This is a genomic window from Caballeronia sp. GAWG1-1 (genome assembly GCF_023631465.1).
Classification (GTDB): domain Bacteria; phylum Pseudomonadota; class Gammaproteobacteria; order Burkholderiales; family Burkholderiaceae; genus Caballeronia.
Map to the genome: position 1 here is coordinate 1 of NZ_JALQDB010000018.1, position 18,629 is coordinate 18,629.

At 63.4% G+C, this 18,629-nt stretch carries 15 protein-coding genes and 1 tRNA gene; 9 read left to right on the forward strand and 7 right to left on the reverse strand.

The features are described 5' to 3' along the window. From tolA to NCT03_RS11555, 5 genes are all read left to right on the forward strand, one after another. On the forward strand, nt 1-774 hold a 774-nt coding region (gene tolA, locus NCT03_RS11535; protein WP_250492703.1), incomplete at its 5' end, for a cell envelope integrity protein TolA. A gap of 120 nt (nt 775-894) precedes the next feature. Continuing rightward, entirely contained in the window at nt 895-2,187 is a 1,293-nt protein-coding gene (tolB, locus tag NCT03_RS11540; protein ID WP_244826194.1) for a Tol-Pal system beta propeller repeat protein TolB, read from the forward strand. A 54-nt stretch (nt 2,188-2,241) separates the two neighbouring features. Then, nucleotides 2,242-2,748, forward strand: coding sequence for a peptidoglycan-associated lipoprotein Pal (gene pal / locus NCT03_RS11545; protein WP_244826195.1), 507 nt, complete (start codon nt 2,242-2,244; stop codon nt 2,746-2,748). A 55-nt stretch (nt 2,749-2,803) separates the two neighbouring features. After that, nucleotides 2,804-3,553, forward strand: a complete 750-nt coding sequence (gene ybgF / locus NCT03_RS11550) for a tol-pal system protein YbgF (RefSeq protein ID WP_250492704.1) — start codon at nt 2,804-2,806, stop codon at nt 3,551-3,553. A 165-nt stretch (nt 3,554-3,718) separates the two neighbouring features. Continuing rightward, nucleotides 3,719-3,794 (forward strand) — tRNA-Lys (locus NCT03_RS11555). A 217-nt stretch (nt 3,795-4,011) separates the two neighbouring features. Here NCT03_RS11555 and NCT03_RS11560 read toward each other — a convergent pair. After that, nucleotides 4,012-4,458, reverse strand: coding sequence for a hypothetical protein (locus tag NCT03_RS11560; RefSeq protein ID WP_250492705.1), 447 nt, complete (start codon nt 4,456-4,458; stop codon nt 4,012-4,014). 164 nt (nt 4,459-4,622) lie between these two features. Between NCT03_RS11560 and NCT03_RS11565 the strand changes: the two genes are divergently transcribed. After that, nucleotides 4,623-5,696: a helix-turn-helix transcriptional regulator gene (locus NCT03_RS11565; protein WP_244826198.1), complete on the forward strand. Its 1,074-nt coding sequence runs from the start codon at nt 4,623-4,625 to the stop codon at nt 5,694-5,696. Here NCT03_RS11565 and NCT03_RS11570 read toward each other — a convergent pair. Together NCT03_RS11570 and NCT03_RS11575 are read right to left on the reverse strand one after the other, a co-directional pair. Beyond that, nucleotides 5,693-9,142 carry an ATP-binding protein gene (locus NCT03_RS11570; protein ID WP_250492706.1) on the reverse strand — a complete coding sequence of 1,150 codons (3,450 nt, stop codon included), beginning with the start codon at nt 9,140-9,142 and terminating at the stop codon, nt 5,693-5,695. The genes NCT03_RS11565 and NCT03_RS11570 overlap by 4 nt on opposite strands. Nucleotides 9,143-9,146: 4 nt before the next feature. Then, entirely contained in the window at nt 9,147-10,415 is a 1,269-nt protein-coding gene (locus NCT03_RS11575; RefSeq protein WP_250492707.1) for a metallophosphoesterase family protein, read from the reverse strand. A gap of 175 nt (nt 10,416-10,590) precedes the next feature. Between NCT03_RS11575 and NCT03_RS11580 the strand changes: the two genes are divergently transcribed. Then, nucleotides 10,591-10,818: a hypothetical protein gene (locus tag NCT03_RS11580; RefSeq protein WP_244826201.1), complete on the forward strand. Its 228-nt coding sequence runs from the start codon at nt 10,591-10,593 to the stop codon at nt 10,816-10,818. Between the two features lie 3 nt (nt 10,819-10,821). Here the strand turns inward: NCT03_RS11580 and rsmA are convergent, their stop codons facing one another. From rsmA to NCT03_RS11600, 4 genes are all read right to left on the reverse strand, one after another. Beyond that, a complete protein-coding gene (rsmA, locus tag NCT03_RS11585) occupies nt 10,822-11,631 on the reverse strand; it encodes a 16S rRNA (adenine(1518)-N(6)/adenine(1519)-N(6))-dimethyltransferase RsmA (protein WP_250492708.1) in 810 nt (269 codons plus the stop codon). Between the two features lie 47 nt (nt 11,632-11,678). Further along, nucleotides 11,679-12,680 carry a 4-hydroxythreonine-4-phosphate dehydrogenase PdxA gene (gene pdxA / locus NCT03_RS11590; protein WP_250465609.1) on the reverse strand — a complete coding sequence of 334 codons (1,002 nt, stop codon included), beginning with the start codon at nt 12,678-12,680 and terminating at the stop codon, nt 11,679-11,681. Nucleotides 12,681-12,686: 6 nt separating this feature from the next. After that, the gene (locus NCT03_RS11595) at nt 12,687-14,051 is read right to left on the reverse strand and encodes a peptidylprolyl isomerase (protein ID WP_502800367.1); all 1,365 of its coding nucleotides are present in this window, start codon (nt 14,049-14,051) and stop codon (nt 12,687-12,689) included. 125 nt (nt 14,052-14,176) lie between these two features. Beyond that, entirely contained in the window at nt 14,177-16,567 is a 2,391-nt protein-coding gene (locus tag NCT03_RS11600) for an LPS-assembly protein LptD (protein ID WP_244826204.1), read from the reverse strand. Nucleotides 16,568-16,810: 243 nt separating this feature from the next. Between NCT03_RS11600 and NCT03_RS11605 the strand changes: the two genes are divergently transcribed. Further along, nucleotides 16,811-17,836, forward strand: coding sequence for an aminoglycoside phosphotransferase family protein (locus NCT03_RS11605; protein WP_250492709.1), 1,026 nt, complete (start codon nt 16,811-16,813; stop codon nt 17,834-17,836). Nucleotides 17,837-17,842: 6 nt separating this feature from the next. Then, nucleotides 17,843-18,550: an N-acetylmuramate alpha-1-phosphate uridylyltransferase MurU gene (murU, locus tag NCT03_RS11610; protein WP_250492710.1), complete on the forward strand. Its 708-nt coding sequence runs from the start codon at nt 17,843-17,845 to the stop codon at nt 18,548-18,550. Nucleotides 18,551-18,629: the final 79 nt, after the last annotated feature.

Below are 18,629 nucleotides of genomic sequence, written 5' to 3' on the forward strand. Positions count from 1 at the left end.
CCCCCCCCCCCACCCCCCCCCCCCCCCCCCCCCCCCCCCCCCCCCCCCCCCCCCCCCCCCCCCCCCCCCCCCCCCCCCCCCCACCCCCCCCCCCCCCCCCCCCCCCCCCCCCCCCCCGCCGCGCAGAAGGCCATGCAGGACAAGCAGAAGCAGATCGAACAGCAACGTCAGGCCGACCTGCAAAAGCAACAGCAGGCGAAGCTGCAACAGGACAAGGCGCGTCAGCAGCAACAAGCCGAAGCGCAAAAGGCCGAGCAGCTTCAGGAACAGAAGGAAGCCAAGGCGAAAACCGATGCCGAAGCCAAGGCAAAAGCCGATGCGCAAGCCAAGGCCAAGGCCGCGGCGCAGGCAAAAGCCAAGGCGGATGCGGAAGCGAAGGCGAAGGTCGATGCCGAACGCAAGTCGCGCCTCGCGCAGCTGCAAGGGCAGCTCGGCGGCGGCACGAATTCGAGCGGCGAAGGGCTGGCCAAGGGTGGCACCGGCAAGGGCGCGGGCGGCAACGCGGCGTCGGCGGGCTATGCCGAGAAGGTGCAGCGTCGCGTGCGGCCGAATATCATCTGGTCGGGCGAAACGTCCGGGCTGGAAACGGTCGTGTCGGTGCGCTGCGCGCCTTCGGGCACGCTGCTTTCGGCGACCATTACGCGGTCGAGCGGCAACGAGCAGTGGGACGCTGCCGCGTTGCGCGCGGTGCAGCGCTCCGATCCCATGCCGAAGGACATTAACGACCAGGCGCCAGGGTCATTTACGATCACGCTGCGCCCGGCTGGCAGTTGATTGCGCGGGATCACTGCAAAGCGCGAGACCGTTGCCGCACGGGAACGAATCGTGCAATCGGGGGTCTGTTTCTGCAGTCTCGGGTCACTTGAAAACGCATTTTTCTGGAACGAATACAGCATGAGTTTGATGAAGAAGCTTGGCTTGAAAACGCTGGTCGCATCCTGTCTGATCGCCGCCGGTACCGCCGCACATGCCCAGTTGAACGTGCTCGTGACTGGCGTCGGTTCTACCCAGTTTCCGATCGCCACGGCCAACTTCGCCAATGAGGGCAGCTCACCGCAACAGGTCAGCGCGATCATTCGTCAGGACCTGCAGAGAAGCGGCAAATTCACGAATATCGACGCGGGCGGCACGCCGGTTTCCGAGACCGATTCCGTCGATCTCGGCGCATGGAAAGCCAAGGGCGCGGACGCGTTCGTATCGGGTAGCGTCAACAAGCTGCCGAACGGCCAGTACGAAGTGCGCTTCCGTCTCTACGACACGGTCAAGCAGCAGAACCTCGGCGGTTTGTCGCTCGTTTCCGCCGAAAGCGGCCTGCGCATGAGCGCACACAAGATCGCGGACTACATCTACGCCAAGTTGCTCGGTGGCCGCGGCGTATTCGCAACCCGTCTGTCCTACGTCATTCAGACGGGCGGACGCTACCAATTGCAGATTTCGGACTCGGACGGTCAGGACGCGAAGATCGCCCTTTCCAGCCCGGAGCCGATCATTTCGCCGGCATGGTCGCCGGACGGCACGAAGGTCGCCTACGTGTCGTTCGAAAAGAAGAAGCCGGTGGTCTACATCCACGATCTGCCGACCGGGCGGCGCGTGGTCGTATCGAATCAGAAGGGCAACAACAGTGCGCCGGCGTGGTCGCCTGACGGCAGCAAGCTGGCCGTGGCCTTGTCGCGCACCGGCAATACGCAGGTTTTCGAAGTCAACGCGGACGGCTCTGGCCTGCGTCGTCTGACACAAGGCAGTTCCATCGATACCGAGCCGGCCTTCTCGCCCGATGGCAACTCCATTTACTTTACGAGCGATCGCGGCGGCCAACCGCAGATCTACAAGATGCCGGCGGCGGGTGAAAACGCCGGCGCGGCCCAGCGGGTTACGTTTACGGGCAGCTACAACACAAGCCCGCGCGTGAGTCCGGACGGCAAGCAACTCGCGTACATTTCGCGCACCGGTGGCGGCTTCAAGCTGTATTTGCAGGACCTCGGGTCCGGCACGGCGACGGGGCTAACCGACACGACGCATGACGAATCGCCGAGCTTCGCGGCGAATGGTCAGTACATCCTCTACGCCACCCAAGTGAACGGACGTGGCGTGTTGGCAGCCGTATCGACCGATGGTCGTACGCGGCAAGTCTTGTCCGTACAGGGCGGTGTGGTGCGCGAGCCGTCCTGGGGTCCGTTCATGCAGTAAGTTCAGCAAACACGTTCAAATACAACGTTCAGCTACAACACAAGGAGAGGTACCATGATGTCGAAACTTCGTATCGGCCTGGCAGTTGCGATGGTCGGCGCATTGGCAGCTTGTCACTCGGGCGTGAAGCTCGATGAAGGCGCGAACAAGGGCTCGGTCGGCACGCAGCCGAACCCGACGGACGTCAAGCAGGTCAACATCGACCCGCTGAACGACCCGAACAGCCCGCTCGCCAAGCGCAGCATCTTCTTCGACTTCGACAGCTACGCCGTGAAGGACGACTATCAGCCGCTGCTGCAACAACACTCGACGTACCTGAAGAGCCACCCGGAACGTCACGTCCTGATTCAAGGCAACACCGACGAGCGCGGCACGAGCGAGTACAACCTGGCGCTTGGTCAGAAGCGTGCGGAAGCCGTGCGTCGCGCCATGTCGTTGATGGGCGTTGCCGATTCGCAAATGGAAGCCGTGAGCCTCGGCAAGGAAAAGCCGATGGCGACGGGTCACGACGATTCGTCGTACGCCCAGAACCGCCGTGCGGATCTCGCCTACCAGCAATAACAGCAGCAATAGCAGTAGTCCACGTAACATAACTTAGTCACGGGTGAGTTGCCCTATGTTGTATCGCTTTTCCTTGCTGCGCCTTGCCGCAGCCGCGTGCGTCGCAGGTTCGACGATACTTGCCGTGCCCGCGCACGCTGGCGTCTTCGACGACAACGAAGCGCGCAAGGCCGTACTCGATCTGCGCACGAAGACGGACAGTCTGGGCAACCAGTTGTCCGCCGCGCAGCGCACGATCCTCGATCAGTCGAATCGTATCGATCAGCTTAATCAGCAGGTCGCGACGCTTCGAGGGCAGAACGAGGATCTGGGCAATCAGGTTGCCACGCTGCAGAAGCAGCAGAAAGACTATTACGCCGACCTCGATACGCGCTTGAAGAAGTTCGAGCCGCAGCAGCAGACTATCGACGGCGTATCGGGCGCCGTGCAACCTGGCGAGACGGAAGCGTTCAACGCGGCATCGACCGAGTTCCGCAACGGTGACTACAAGAATGCCGCGACTTCGTTCAAGGCATTCGTCTCGAAGTATCCGCAGAGCCCGTATCAGCCGACCGCGCAGTATTGGCTCGGCAACGCGCTGTATGCGCAGCGCGACTACAAGGGATCGACTGCGGTCTGGCAGAATCTGGTGAAGACGTACCCAACGCATCCGCGAGCGCCTGAGGCGTTGCTCGCAATCGCGAATAACCAGATCGAACAGGGTCAGAAAGCGGCTGCAAAACAGACGCTGCAGCAGATCATCTCGCAGTACTCCGGCACTGAAGTCGCACAGTCGGCGCAGAGCAAGATGTCGCAGGTGAAGTGACAAGAAGCATCGAAGCATCGAGCGAAGCTTTCGGGTTTCGCGCCTCTCGAGACGAATGCCCGCGGGCCGTTGCGCCGCGGGCGTTTTTCTTTGTTTCGTCGATGCGCGCGCAGCCCGCGCTGCCTTGACAGAATCCGAAACGGCCGATTATAATTTCGCCTCTTTGGGTCGTTAGCTCAGCTGGTAGAGCAGCGGACTTTTAATCCGTTGGTCACAGGTTCGAATCCCGTACGGCCTACCAAAGAAATCGAAGGGCCGCGCTTAGCGCGGCCCTTTCCTTTTTCTTCGCTGGCTTCGCACCAGCACTAGTCTTCATCGTTCGAGCAATTCGACCCTTGGCGTCAACTCAAGCGCCGCTACCGATTCAAAATTCGCGTTGGCCTCGCTCACAGCGCGATCCGCGTCTGCACGGCGCCGCTTGTACTTCAAGTGCTTGCCAAGTCCGGCGCCGAACACGATCAGTCCGGCGAGCGCGAATGGCCACTCGATGTAGCCATCATCAGCAATAACAGGCCCCACGCTGCATGAGGCCAGAGCTTTGGCTGGGCTGGCACCGAACGCATGGCCACATCGAGTCGCGCGAGCGCCGCATCCAATCCGTCGACCGCGCCGTGCCGCTCTTGCAACCGCGCTTCGATCTCGCACACCGCGCGCATCGACTTTTCCTTCGACGGAAGTGACAACGATCCGATATCGCCCAGCAAACCGATCGCTTCGTTGACCTGCGCAAACGAAGGTCTCAGCGCGAGAAAAGTCGGTTCATGTTCCGGCAGCCGCATCGCGCGATGAATGTCCAACCGGCTCACGCACACGCCGTGCGAGAAGAAATACCGCTGGATGGCATGTGTTGTCCGGCCTTTGAGCTTTTGTAAAAGCTTCTCGTTGGCTTGCTCTCGTTTGCTCATGCTTCTGAATGCTCCTCGACGCTCGTTTAAACGTGGGCATTCTTTCCGCTCGCCGCGCGAAACGTCACTAGAACAATCCTAAACAGCGCTCGACCGTTCGAGACATCCTCTGTCCTAATGCTGCCTATAATCAAACCTCTCCGCTTCCAACCCAACGCACCGTCATGACCTCGAGCCTCGACGAAGCCATTCTCCGCGTGCTGCCAACCGAACGCGACGCGCTCGCGTGGCTCTCCACACCCGAAATTCGCCGTCGTCTCGAAGAGCGCGGGCATCGCGTTGGATACACGAAAAAAGTGCAGCGGCATCTCACCGCGCTCGAAGCCGAATCGCGCGTCATGTCGATGCAAAATGGCCGCGAACTGCTCTGGCAACGCAAGCCATGGCTGCATGGTCTGCAGGAAGGCGTCGGCTTGATGAGCGCATCGGAAGCGGTGGCGTTTCACATCCTGCAGCGCTTTGCCGGCAACAAGCTGCCGAACGCGGTCACGCGCGACATCGACCCGCTCTTCAAGGCAGCCGAAGCGCGGCTCTCGCAGGAAAAGGCGGACAGCCGCATCTACCGCGCGTGGGCGGACAAGATCGATTCCGTCGATGGCGCCTTCACGCTGATTCGTCCAAAGCTGCGTCCGGACATCTTTCAGGCCGTGGCGACAGCGACTTTCTTCGAGCGCGAACTGCTCGTGCAGTACCGCGCCGCGTACAAAGGCGAGCAAGGCGACGCGCCAAAAACCAGGACGCTCTGGCCGCTCGCGCTCGTCGAATCCGCTGGCGTGATGTACATGGTCGCGCAGGACCCGGGCCGTGCGCCGCGCCCGGAAAAAGGCGAAAAGGAATGGGTGCGCGCGCTGTACAGGCTGGACCGCATTCGTTCGGTGTCCGAGTCGGGCGAGTCCTTCACGTATCCCGAAGACTTCAAGCTGCGCAAGTACATCGAGACGCAGCAGGTCTTCGACTTTCTGCCCGAGCCGCCCGTGCGCCTCGAACTCGCGTTCGAAGGCAGTTCGGGCAACCAGCTACGCGAGTCGCCGATGTCGAAAGATCAGCATATCGACATGCTGCCCGACGGCCGCATGAAGGTGACCGGCACGGTGACGCCGAGCCTCAAGCTGCGCTGGTGGCTGCGCGCGCTCGGCGCGGGTGTCGAGATTCTCGCGCCGCAAACGCTGCGCGACGAATTCGCGGACGACTTCCGCAAGCTCGCGGCTCGGTACGCGCGTGCGAGTGAAACCGCCTAGCGCATGAAGTGCACGTTGACCTTCGGTCCGAACACTTCGCGCACCATGTCCACGAGATGATCGTGATGGCTCAAAAAAATCACCTGCGTGTGCATCGCGATTGCGCTCAAGACGCGCAGGCCGGCGCGCGCGCGGCCGTCGTCGAAATTGATGAAGAGATCGTCGGCCACGAACGGTAGCGGCGACGCCTTCTCGGCATGCTCCTCCAACGCAGCCAGACGCAGCGCGAGATAAAGCTGATCGCGCGTGCCTTCGCTCATGCCGGTGATCTCGACGTGTTCGCCGCTCTCGCGAATGGCGGCGAGCGCCATCGGCTGGCGGTCGTAATCCACGGCGAGCCGCGAGAACGCGCCGAGCGTGAGCTCCGAGAAAATCGTGCTTGCGCGCGTGAGCATCGGGCCTTGACGGCGTTCGCGGTATCGGTCGATCGCCCACTTCAGGAGCGTAGATGCCGTCTCCACCTTGACGAAGCGCTCGGCGGCATCGGCCATGACGGATAGCGCTTCCTGCCGCTTCGCTTCGGCGCGCGCGGCGTTGCCTTCGCCCGAGATCGCGTTGAGTTCGCGGCGCGCGGCATCGAGCTCCGTCGCCAGTTCGCTCGATGCTTTCACGGAATCGCCGAGCGCCGCGCCGATCAGCGACAGTTCGCCGTGCAGACCGGACAGGTCCGCGCCCTCCACTTCCGCGATCAGAACGTCGAGCGCGAGGCCGTCGCCACCTTGGATCAGCGCGTCGCGCGCGGCATCGATCGCGGCGAGCAACGCGCGCTTCTTCTGCGACTTGCCGATGAGCGGCGCGAGCAACTCCGCGCTGTCCACGCGGGCCCGCTCGTAAAGCGGACGCAGCGCCGACTTCGCTTCCTCGACGCCCGCCTCGGCGCGGCTCACCTGCTCGCTCGCCGATGCCAGTTCCTTCTTCAGACGCTCGGCATCGGCACGCGCCGCGCACGCGGTATCGAGCCGCGCCGAGAGTTCGGCCGCGATTGCGCCGGGCTCACGCACATGGTTCGTGCCATCGAGTTCAAGCGCGAGCTGCCTTGCATCGGACTCGAACGAGGCGAGCGCCGCGCGCATGGCGTCGATCTGTCCGTGGCGAATGGCGTCGATCTGCACGAGCTGTTCGCCGATCTTGTGGACGATACCAATGGCCAATTCGGCCGCCGCCTGCGAGTCCGCCGCAGCCGCCACGCCCGCTTTCGCCGCGGCTTGCGACCATTCGGCTTGCCATCGCTCGAAGGCAAGCGCAGCGGCCTTGGCCGTGTTCTGCCGCGTGACCAGTTCCGCTTGCGCTTCGTCGAGTTGCCCGACGATATGACGCCGTTCGATCACCGCTTCGTCGATGGCGCCGATATGCGCTTCGGCGGCGTCGCAGAGCGCGTCAAAGTCGGCGGTGGCTTCCGCCAACGGCAAATGCCGCGCGAGGTCTTCATGGCGCGTGGCCGCTTCGGCGCTTTCGCGCTCGAACTCTTCCGCGCGCCGGGCAAGCGTGCGCGCCGCCTCGATTACGTGCTCGCGACGCGTGAGCCATGAAGGGACGTCGTCGAGCGCCATCTCCGCGATCTGACTTTGTGATGCGAGCGCGTGCCACGCCGCATCGACGTCCGCGAGCGCTTTTGCGGCTTCGTCCGCGCTGCGTTGCCTTCGTGCGAGGGTTTCCTGATCGACCGCCACGCGCCGCTGCAACGCGCTGAACTGCGTGGCTTGTCCGATGGAATCGAGTCTGCGGTCGGCAAGGTCATCGGCGGTGTGCATCGCCGTCTCGAAAAGCGGCGCGCCCGAATCGAGCGGCGTCGCGCCACTCTTGAGCGCGTGCCACGCGGCATCGCGCGTCTCGCGAGCTCCGCGAACCTGATCGCCCGTGACGACATCATGCGTCTGCGTGAAATCGGCGAGTTCGGTTTGCGTGGCGTGCAGCGCGTCGTGCGCTTCGTTCATGCGATCGGCGGCGCGCGTCAGCCGAAGCGCGAACTCCTGCCGCTCGCTGCGCAAGATGGCGATACGCTCGATCGACGGCAAGTTCATCGCTTGCAGTTCGGCAATTGGCCGCGACCATTGGCCAAGCGATGCAAGGCCCGCTTCGAGCGCTTGCGCGGCTTCGCGGCGCGCGTCGCCGAGACGGTCTTGCGCCGCGCCCGTTTCGCGATACTTCTGCGCCTGCCGCAGCGCGCGACGCAACTCCTGCGAGACCTCGCCCTCGGCGATGCCGCCAAGTCGCGCCTTCAATGTCCCGATCTGGGCGAGCGTTTCATCGACCGAGCGCGCCGCATTGCGCGCCGCCGTCTCCAACGTGCCGCGTTCGCGCATCAGGCTCGTGACCGTCTGCAACGCAAGCTGTCCGGGCAGCGCCTGACGCGCGCCCGCTTCGTTTTGCGGCCAGCCGAGTTCCGCGCAATCCTGCGCGACTTGGCGCAGGCGCGCGGCGACATCGTGTTCGAGTCGCGCGATGTCGGTCGCGTGATGCGCGCACCGATGACGCGTGGTGTCGAGCGCGCGTATGCGGGTTTCCAGCGCGAGCAACGCGTGGTCGATACGGATTTCGTTCAGCTCCGCCTGACGTTGCGCCGTCGCCTTCGCGTGCAGCTCGTGCGCGGTTTGCGCCGATGCAAGCCGTGTCAGCGCGCTTTGCAAAACAGCTTCGGCGTCGGCGGGAAGCTCGGTGACTTCGCCGAGTTCCGCAAGCTCGGCCGCCTTCTCGCGCCACACGTTCAAATACGGCGCGACGCGGCGAATCCGCTCCAGCTTGCCGCGTTTCGCTTCGAGTTCCGCGCGACGCGTTTCGAGCGCGCGGCCGCGCTCCTCGGCTTCATCGACCGCCGTATATGTCTTGCGCCATTGCGTCGTGCGCACGCTTGCCATCTTTAGTTCGCTCGTGGCTTCCTCGAATTGCTTGAGGCCGATGTAATACGCGCGGTCGCCTGACTTGCGCTTGGCCCAGAGCGCGTCCGCTTCCTCGGCCAGGCGTTGTCGCACGGCGCCGAGACTCGCAATGCCCGCAGCCGATTGAAACAGCACCTGCCCGACATCGCTCGATGCATCGAGAATGCTTCGTCCGCCCGCAATCAATCCTTCGTGGCCGAGACAGTACATCTGCTCGAAGAAGCTCTTGTCCGCCGTGCCGATGAAGGGCGCGAGCGCATCGGTGGCGAGCGCGTCGCCATTGGGTTTGGCAAGCGACGCCTTGCGGCTCTTGGTGCGATGAAACGCGAGCGTCTCGTCGTTCAGTTGCAGCGTTGCGCCGAGTTGCAGATCGCTCTGCGGATGCACGAACGCGAGCGGCGAGCGCTGCGGAATGCCGAACAGCAATTCGGCAATCGCCGTCTTGATGGTCGACTTGCCCGCCTCGTTCGGTCCGACGATGAAGTGAAAATCCTGCGGCGCCGCCGGAAATTCGATGACGCGATCCGTGAACTTGCCAAAGCGAATCAGTTCTAGCTTGCCGATGCGCATGAGCCTATTCCGCATCCGCGAGTTGGGCGATCAGACCGGAGCGCACTTCGGCGACGATCCGCGCGAGATCGTCGTTGCGCACGTATTCGAGTTCGGGCACCGACTTTTGTAATTCACTCGGCGCCTGTGACGCCAGACCGATCAAACGCTCTTTCAACATGCTTAGAAATTCCGGGTCGGACTCGGCTTCGACCAACAAGGCGTGCAGGTCGGCGAGCGCATCGGCGCCGCCGGCGAACGGTTCGCCCGCCGCGCTCGAATGCACGATCGGCTGCGTCGCGATCTTCACTTTTTCCAGCCACAGACGGTCGTGGCTGATCGCCGCGATCTGCGCCAACACTTCGGCGCGCAGTTGCGCTTCGAGACCGAATAGCGCGCCATGCGCTTCGGTCGCGCCGGTGATGGTCACCCGCACCGCGAGCGGCACGGGTTGCGCGGCGGATTCGACGAGCGCATCGAGCGCGCGTCCGACCGCGAGCGCGACGTCATCGAGCGTGACGGCTTCGCTGGCATCGACGATAACGGACTCCCAGCGCAAGACATCGATGAAAAGCCGCTCGACGCTCACCTCTTCCGTCTCCGAAACGTGGACGATCACCGCGCCGCGCCGGCCCGTTTCGCGGATATTGCGGCCCTGCAAGTTGCCAGGAAACACGATCGTGGAGGCCTCTTGCCAGATGGCGAAATCGTGCACGTGGCCAAGCGCCCAGTAACGATATTGCCGCGCGTGCAACTCGGCGATCGAGCACGGCGCGTAACTCGCGTGCGCCGCGCTGCCTTCGAGCGCGGTATGCAACACGCCGATGTTGAAGTAGCCTTCGACCGGCTGCGGATACGCGGTGACGAGATTCGTCGTGACCGCTTTTTCCTTGAAGCTGTGGCCGTGCAGCGCCACCTTCAGGGCGTCGAGTCGAAAGGTCTGCGGCTTTCTGCTCGAAAACGTGTGCACGTTGTCGGGCAGCTGCAACTGGCTCGTCATCTCGCTCTCGGCGTCGTGATTGCCGAAGAGCACATAAACCGGAATGCCCGCGCGTCGCAAGCGCCCCATCTCGCGGCAAAAGAAGATGCCCGTGTTGTAGTCGCGCCAGGTGCCGTCGTAGAGATCGCCCGCGATGACCATGAAGTCCACCGCCTCTTCGAGCGCGACATCGACGAGCTTCGTGAATGCGTCGCGCGTGGCGTTGCGCAAGAGATCGGCGGGCGCGTCGGCATAAGCGGCGAGACCGTGCAACGGGCTGTCCAGATGGATATCCGCCGCGTGAACGAACCGCATGGCGTTGCCTCCTTTTTGATGTACTCGATGACCGCGCGGAGCGACGATGATAGCAGCCGCAATGAACGAATCGCGTCGCGTTGGAACGCGTTTCTTCGGGACGCGATGTGTCCCTGCGGGCTTGCACAATGACTCACTCGCATCCGCCGAAGAACGAACAGAACGAGGAGAACAAGTGAGCGCAACGAGCCCTTACACCACGCAGACAGTCGATGCCGCGATCGTGCATCTGGAACGCGTCCTGTCGAAGGAAGGCGCGAATTCGCTGTTCGGCCAGACGTACTGGCGCAGTCGCGTGCAGCAGGTCAGCGCGACGCGCGGCCTGCATCGCGACCAGCGCATGCGGCTCGAACGTCTCATGCGGCTGCTTTCGGACGTTTCGAGCGCCGCGCTATGTCTATGACACTCAAGCCCGCACGAGCGCTTGTGCCAGCGCAACGAACTCCGCCACCGGCACTTCTTCGGCGCGACGCGCGAGATCGAAGCCGAGCGCGTCGAAGTCGATTCGGTCGCGATACGCGCCGAGATTGTTGCGCAGGACCTTGCGACGCTGCGCGAAAGCAGCCTTGACGACTTCACTCAAGGTCGCCTCATCCACCACGGGCAGTTCGTGCGGCGCGAACGGAATCATCCGCACGATCGCGGAATTCACTTTCGGCGGCGGCTGGAAAGATTCGGGCGGCACGTCGATCAGCTTGTCCATCACGTAGCGGTATTGCAGCATCACGGACAGGCGGCCGTAGTCCTTGCTGGCGGGCTCGGCAATCATGCGATCGACCACTTCGTCCTGCAGCATGAAGTGCTGGTCGATCACCTTGGGCGCGAAGCTCGTCAGGTGGAACAAGAGCGGACTCGAAATGTTGTACGGTAGATTCCCGACGATACGCAGCGTCGGCTTGTCGCCTTCCAGCGCGAGCGAGCCGAAGTCGAATTCGAGCGCATCGGCGGAATGTACGACGAGACGCTCGCCAAAGCGCTTTTCCAACCGGCCGATCAGATCGCGGTCGAGTTCCACTGCGTGCAGCGGCGACTCGGGCGTGGCCACCCGTTCGATCAGCGGCTCGGTCAGCGCGGCAAGACCCGGTCCAATTTCGACCATGCGTTCGCCGTGTTTCGGCGCGATCGTATCGACAATCGAATCGATCACGCCCTGATCGACGAGAAAGTTCTGCCCGAAGCGCTTGCGCGCGAAATGGCCCTGGTGTCTGGTGGACATCGGTCTGACGCCTTTGAAACTGATGTGAATGAAGAACCGCGCGACGCTCAGACGCCGCGCTTGTCTCGGTGCTTGTGGCGCGCCATCGTGACGGCGGCGTCGATGGCCGCGATCATGCTGCCCGCATCGGCGCGGCCCGTGCCCGCGAGATCGAGCGCCGTGCCGTGATCGACGGAAGTGCGGATGATCGGCAAACCCAGCGTGACATTGATGCCTTCGCCAAAGGTTGCGAATTTCAGTACCGGCAAGCCCTGGTCGTGGAACATCGCGAGCACGCAATCGGCGTCTTTCAGATAGCGCGGCTGAAACAGAGTATCCGCCGGATACGGACCCGGCGCGTCGATACCGAGCGCGCGAGCACATTCGAGCGCGGGCGCGATGACATCGATTTCCTCGCGGCCGAGATAACCGTTCTCGCCCGCATGCGGGTTCAGCCCGGTCACGAGAATACGCGGCGCGGCGAGGCCGAAATGCGCGCGCAGATCGTGATCGATGATGCGCAGCGTCTCGACCAATCCGTCGATGGTCAGTGCCGCGGACACGTCCTTCAGCGGCAGATGCGTGGTGGCAAGCGCAACGCGCAATGGCCGCTCGCCCGTGCCCGCCAGCATCATCACGACTTGCGGCGTATGCGTGCGCTCGGCGAGATATTCGGTGTGGCCGGTGAAAGGCACGCCGGCGTCGTTGATCGTGCTCTTTTGCAGCGGTGCGGTAACGATGGCGTCGAACCGGCCTGCGAGCGCGCCGTCGATGGCTGCATCGAGCAGATTCAGCACGTAACGGCCGTTGGCCGCGTTCAGCTTGCCGGCCTCGGCGGGCGCGGCAAGCGCATGATGCTCGATCTCGATTCCACCATGCGCGGCAGGCCAGGACGCAGCGCGTGCCTTGAGCAACTCGCGGTCGCCCAGCACGACGAAGCGCGCTAACGGCCAGCGCGCGTGCGCTTCCTGCAAGGCGGCCGCCGTCAATTCCGGACCGACGCCCGCCGGTTCGCCCGTGGTGATCGCGATGGTGATCGCCGGGGCGAGCGGATGGGTGTCGGCGTTCATGCTTTTTTACTGCTGGGCTTGCGCCGCAATGCCCTTGTACTGCACGTAGGCGGTGTCACGCAGTTCGCGCAGCCAGTCGGAGTACGCCTGTTCCGCCTTGCGCTGACCAATGGCCTGACGCGCGATATCGAGCTGCTGCGTGGCCGACCCTTCCGCGTCGCGCCGACCCAGCACCTGGATCAGGTGATAGCCGTATTCGCTGCGCACCGGGTCGCTCACGGCGTCGTCCTGCAGACTGTTCATCGCGCGTTCGAACTCGGGCACGGTTTCGCCCGGGCTGATCCAGCCGAGATCGCCGCCTTGCGAGGCCGAACCGTCTTGCGAATACGTGCGCGCGAAGTTCGCGAAATCGCCGCCCGAGAGCACTTGCTGCTTGATGTCGAGCAGCTTCTGGCGCGCGGATTGTTCCGACATGCCATCCGACACGCGCAGCAGAATGTGACGCACGTGCGTCTGCACGAGCTTCGGCGCATCGGCCGCGGTGCCCTGGCTCGCGCGGCGTTCGACCAGCTTGACGATCTCGAAGCCGCCGTCGGTGCGCAGAAGCGTCGGCACGACCTGACCGGGACGCAGCGTGGCCACTGCCGACACGATGCCCGCCGGCAACGTGCCCGGCGTGCGAAAGCCGAGGTCGCCGCCCTTGCCTGCGTCCGTGTCCTGCGAATTCTGCCTGGCAAGTTTCGCGAAGTCGTCGCCGTTTTGCGCTTGCTTAAGCACCGCGTCGGCTTGCGCCTGCACCTTCGCGACATCGGCGGAAGATGCGTCGGAAGGCAGCTTGAACATGATGTGCTGCAGGTGCAGATCGCTCGAGTTGCGCGCGCCGGGACCGCGCTGGCTGGCGATGTAGTTCGCCACTTCGCCGTCGGACACGGTGATCTTGCTGTCCACTTCCTTTTCGCGCAGCTTGGAGAGCGTGAGTTCGGTGCGGGCGTCGCGCGTGAAGGTGGCCCAGGGCACGCCTTGCGCCTCGATGCGCGAGCGGTAGACGTCGAGCGTCATCTGGTTTTGCTGCGCAAGACGCTCGAGCGTGCGGTTCACGGTGGCGTCGTCGACGACGATGTTGTCTTCCTTCGCGCGCTGCAACTGAATGCGCTCGAGCACCATCTGATCGAGCACCTGCTGCTGCAATTGTTCAGCGGGCGGCACCGGCGCGTTCTGTTGTTGCAGACGCTGCGCGATGAGGCGCGAGCGGTCTTCGAGTTCGCGCCGCGTAATGACGCCGTCGTTGACGATCGCGACGACCGAATCGGTGACTTGGGCACTGCTGCCATTCGACAACGCCTGCGCACCGGCCGGCGAACTCAGGATCAGAGCGGCAGCGATCACGCTTGTTGCAACTACCGTCGATCGAAACATATTCACGTTTGCCACAGATACTCCATCAAATACGGGTCGTGCCCGTTCGTATGCTGCTTCTCGTGCGGTTCTGGCGAGCCGCCTTACTGCTTCTTAGCTGCGTGTTAGAGGATGCCTTGTCCGCCTGCGTTCCCCGAGGCTCACTCGTAGTTGCTGTAGCGGGCGAGCGGCGGCGCTGCTGGCGGCGGAGGCTGGTAGCCCTGGACGCTCGCGCGGAACGCGCTGACGAGGCCGTTGTCGACGTTCGACAGGCCCTTGAACGTAAGCTGCGCGAGCACGCGCGTGCCGGACGAGGGCTGACCGCTGGTGTTGACGCCATTAGCGTAACGTTGCGCGCCGAAACCAAGCGCCCAGCAGTCGGCATCGTACTGGAAGCCCACGAGGCCGTCGACGAGCCGATGACTCGCAAGATCATAATTGACACGAGCGACCGCATAGAGACGATTCGTGAGCGGCCACTCGCCGGACACCAGGATCTGGTTGATCGGCTCGTTCACGAGCGTGGTCTGGTTGGAACGCGTGTAGCGGTAGCCGACGTTGATCACCTTGCGGTCGGCCGGGCTGAACGCGAAGCCGATGCTCGAGCGCACGAGCTGATTGTTGTCGACATTATATTGGAACGCGGTTTCCGAGGCGAAACCAGCTCCCAGCTTGATCGCCGCGCCCGCGATGAGGTCCGAGTGCTTGGCCTCGTTGATCGGCTGATCCTCGGAGATCGTGACGCGCTGGCTCGTGAAATAGTACTGCTGCGCGATGACGAAACGCGCACGTTCATCGCCCGTCGCCGGGTTGATGAAGCGCGTCGTGAGGCCCGCCGTGATGCGGTTTGCGTCCGCGATCCGGTCGTTGCCGACGAACGTGTTCGGCGTGTAAATCTCGGCGAGACCGAAGTCGGCTTCGGCGGTATCGAAGATCGGCGCGAAATTCTGGTTGTGATACGGCGTGTAGACGTAGTAAAGCCGCGGTTCCAGCGTCTGGATGTAGTCCTGGCCGAAGAGCCGCACCGAGCGGTCGAACACGAGACCCGAGTCGAAACTGAGCGTCGGGATCGATTCGGTGAAGTTCTTCGGCTGACCTGCCGGCGTCAGCGGTTGGCCCGCAATCGGCCCGGTCGCGATATGGCTCAGGTCGTAAGAGGCGAAGTGCCACTGAATCTTCGGCGTGACAAAGTAGCCCGGCGCGTTGACCCCGTAACTCACGTACGGGTTGAAGTACATGCGCTGACCGTCGGTCGCGCCTTCCTCGGTGATCGTGAAGCGCGTGAAATCCGCTTCGGCGCCGTAGTCGAAACCGCCGACGTTGAACTTGCTGTACTGCACGTTCAACTGCGGTTCGCGCGCATACGGCGGGACCGACGGCTGCAACGTCTGCCAGCGCTGTTCGCGCGCAAGCACGGACCACGGTCCGTTGCTGTATGTCAGACCCGCTTCCTGCTGGTAGAGCAACTGCGTGCCGTTCAGGAACTGGTTCGACGCGTTGCCCAGGTCTTCCGGATACTGACTGTCCGAAACCTTGTTGTAATTGACGTAACCCGCAAAGCCGCCGCCGAAGTTCTGAAAATGCTTCCAGAAGATGGCATAGCGGTTCGTGTGCGTTTCGCGATCGTTCGGCAAATAGTCGCCAGTGAACGAGCCGGAGTAAGTAGGCGACAGATAGCGGTACGTCGCTTCCATCAGCACACCGCGCTGCGTCATGACGCGCGGCGTCACCGTCAGATCGCGATTAGGCGCGATGTTGAAATAGTACGGCGCCGTCAGTTCGAAGCCCGTGTTCGAACTCACCGAAAAAGTCGGCGGCAGAAAGCCACTGCGGCGGTCGCCCGTCAACGGAAACGACAGCCACGGGCTTGCGAATACCGGCACACCCTGGAAGAACAGCACGCCGTTATGCGCGACGCCGTCTTCGGCGCCGGTATCGAAATCGAACGAACTGCCCTTGATGTACCAGGCCGGATTGGTTTCGCACGCGCAGGCCGTGTAGGTGCCGTGATCGACACGCGCCCGCTCGTTATCGATGATATCGATGCGCTCCGCGCTGCCCGAGCCGCCCGTCAGCAGGAAGTGGTACTTCGGGTTCGTCATGAACCCTTCGTTCGCCTCCACCTTCAAATGCGCTTCGGGACCCACGAACGACACGCCGTTGTTGATGAGCCTGACATTGCCGAAAGCATCGGCCATGTCGGTGTCCTGGTCGTAATGGAGCGCATCGCCCTTTATGACCGTCACCGTGCGCCGGATTTCCGCCGAACCTTTCGCCGCCATGTCCTCGTCGGACGTGCCAGTGGTCTTGTCGCCGAGAAGAAAACTCGTTGGCTGCTGGCCGCTCTTCAGCGGGCGCTCTTCCAGTTGGGGCGCGAGACGCAGGCTGCCGGGACCGTCGATTGGCTGCGGTTCGGCTGCGGGTCCTGCAAGCTGAGCGTGCGCGAAAGCGGGCATCAGGCCCGGAACGGATAAAAGCGCGGCGACGAGCCGCCGCCGGCGTGGCTGAGCGTCGCCTGGAATCTTCGATGCGGGAAACTGTCGTGGCGGCATGTATGGGTGGCGGTTCGATCCCGTTCGCGTGAGCGCGATGCCGACAAGTCTGCGGCCGCGCTTTTGGCCGCGCTGTGACCGCACATGCGTCGAGGTCGAAACTGGACGGTCCGTTGCCAGGCAGGGACGACACTCGATCGAACGGTGACGCGGACAGTCGTCGGGCCTGGCGCCAGGCTTGAAACGGATCGCTTAAAAAAGTCGTGGGGTATTATATGGCAAGATGTTTTGCCTCTCGAATTTATGACGCACATTCCCCCCGATTCCCGCTTCGAACAACTTCGTTCGTGGCTGCAAACCCTCACCGATCGTTACCGGCTCGATGTCGCGACGCTCGCGCCCGCGTCGGCCGACGCCAGCTTTCGCCGCTACTTCAGGCTGGAGAGCGCATCGGAGCATGGCAGCACGCTCATCGCCGTCGATGCCCCGCCGCCCGAGAAATGCCGCGAGTTCGTGCAAGTGGCAGGCTTGCTCGAAACCGCCAACGTGCATGTACCGAAGATTCTCGAGGCCGACTTCGAGGCCGGCTTCATGCTCGTGACCGATCTCGGCACGACCACCTACATCTCCGTCCTCGATGAAAAGAACGCGCGCGGGCTCATGCGCGACGCCATCGACGCGCTGATCCGCTTTCAGCAGACTTCGCGCGAAGGCGTGCTCCCGCCGTTCGACGAAGCGTTCCTGCGTCGCGAGATGGAGTTGATGCCCGAGTGGTTCATTGGCCGTCACCTTGGCCGCGAGGTCACACAAGCCGAGCGCAAGACGCTCGACAAGACCTTCGATCTGCTCGTCAAAAGCGCGCTCGCGCAACCGCGCACTTTCATGCTGCGCGACTTCATGCCGCGCAATCTGATGGTCGCGGAGCCGAACCCCGGCGTGCTGGATTTTCAGGACGCAGTGTACGGGCCGATTGCGTACGACATCGCATCGCTCATGCGCGACGCGTTCATCAGCTGGGACGAAGAGTTTCAGCTCGACTGTATCGTGTACTACTGGGAACGCGCGCGAAAGGCCGGCCTTCCGGTCGATGCGGACTTCGGCGAGTTCTATCGTCAGGTCGAGTGGATGGGCCTGCAGCGGCACATCAAGGTGCTCGGGCTGTTCGCGCGCATTCATTATCGCGATAGCAAGTCGCACTATCTGGCGGACTTGCCGCGCTTCATCGGCTACGCGCGCAAGGTGGCCGAACGCTACGCGCCGCTCTTCCCCTTCGCGCGGCTGCTCGATCAGTGGGAAGGCCGCGCGATCGAAGTCGGCTATACGTTCTGAGCGGCCATGAGTCAAATCCTCAACACGGCGATGATCTTCGCCGCCGGCCGCGGCGAACGCATGCGCCCGCTCACCGATTCCTGCCCGAAGCCGCTGCTCGAAGTTGGCGGCAAGCCGTTGATCGTCTGGCAGATCGAGCGGCTCGCGGCGGCGGGCATCCAAACCATCGTCATCAATCACGCGTGGCTCGGCGAGCAGATCGAAGACGCGCTCGGCGACGGTTCGCGCTGGGGCGTCGAGTTGCGCTATTCCGCCGAGACCGACGCGCTGGAAACGGCGGGCGGAATCGCGCAGGCGCTGCATCTGATCGGGCGCGGCGTTTTTATCGCGGTGAGCGGCGATGTGTTCTGCGAGTTCGACTATGCGTCGCTCGGCGAACGCGCCGACAAGCTCGCATCGCGCGATACGCCCGGCATGCATCTCGTGATGGTGCCTAATCCGCCCTTCCATCCAAACGGCGACTTTGCGTTGCGCGAAGACGGGCTGCTCGCCATCGACGGCGCGCCGCGCCATACGTTCGGCAACATCGGTCTCTACGACACGCGCATGTTCCATGACCTGACTCCGGGTACGCGCCGCGCGCTGACGCCGTATTACCGCGAGACCATCGCGGGGAAACGCGCCACCGGCGAGTTGTACGTAGGCCGCTGGGAGAACGTCGGCACGCCCGCGCAACTCGACGCGCTCGACCGGGCATTGCGCGCCCAAGCCTGAGGCGCGCCGGGATTGGGACGCATCCGATGGTAAAATGCGCAGTTCTGCCGTCTTTTCCTTCCAGCCGCAAGCAGAAGCT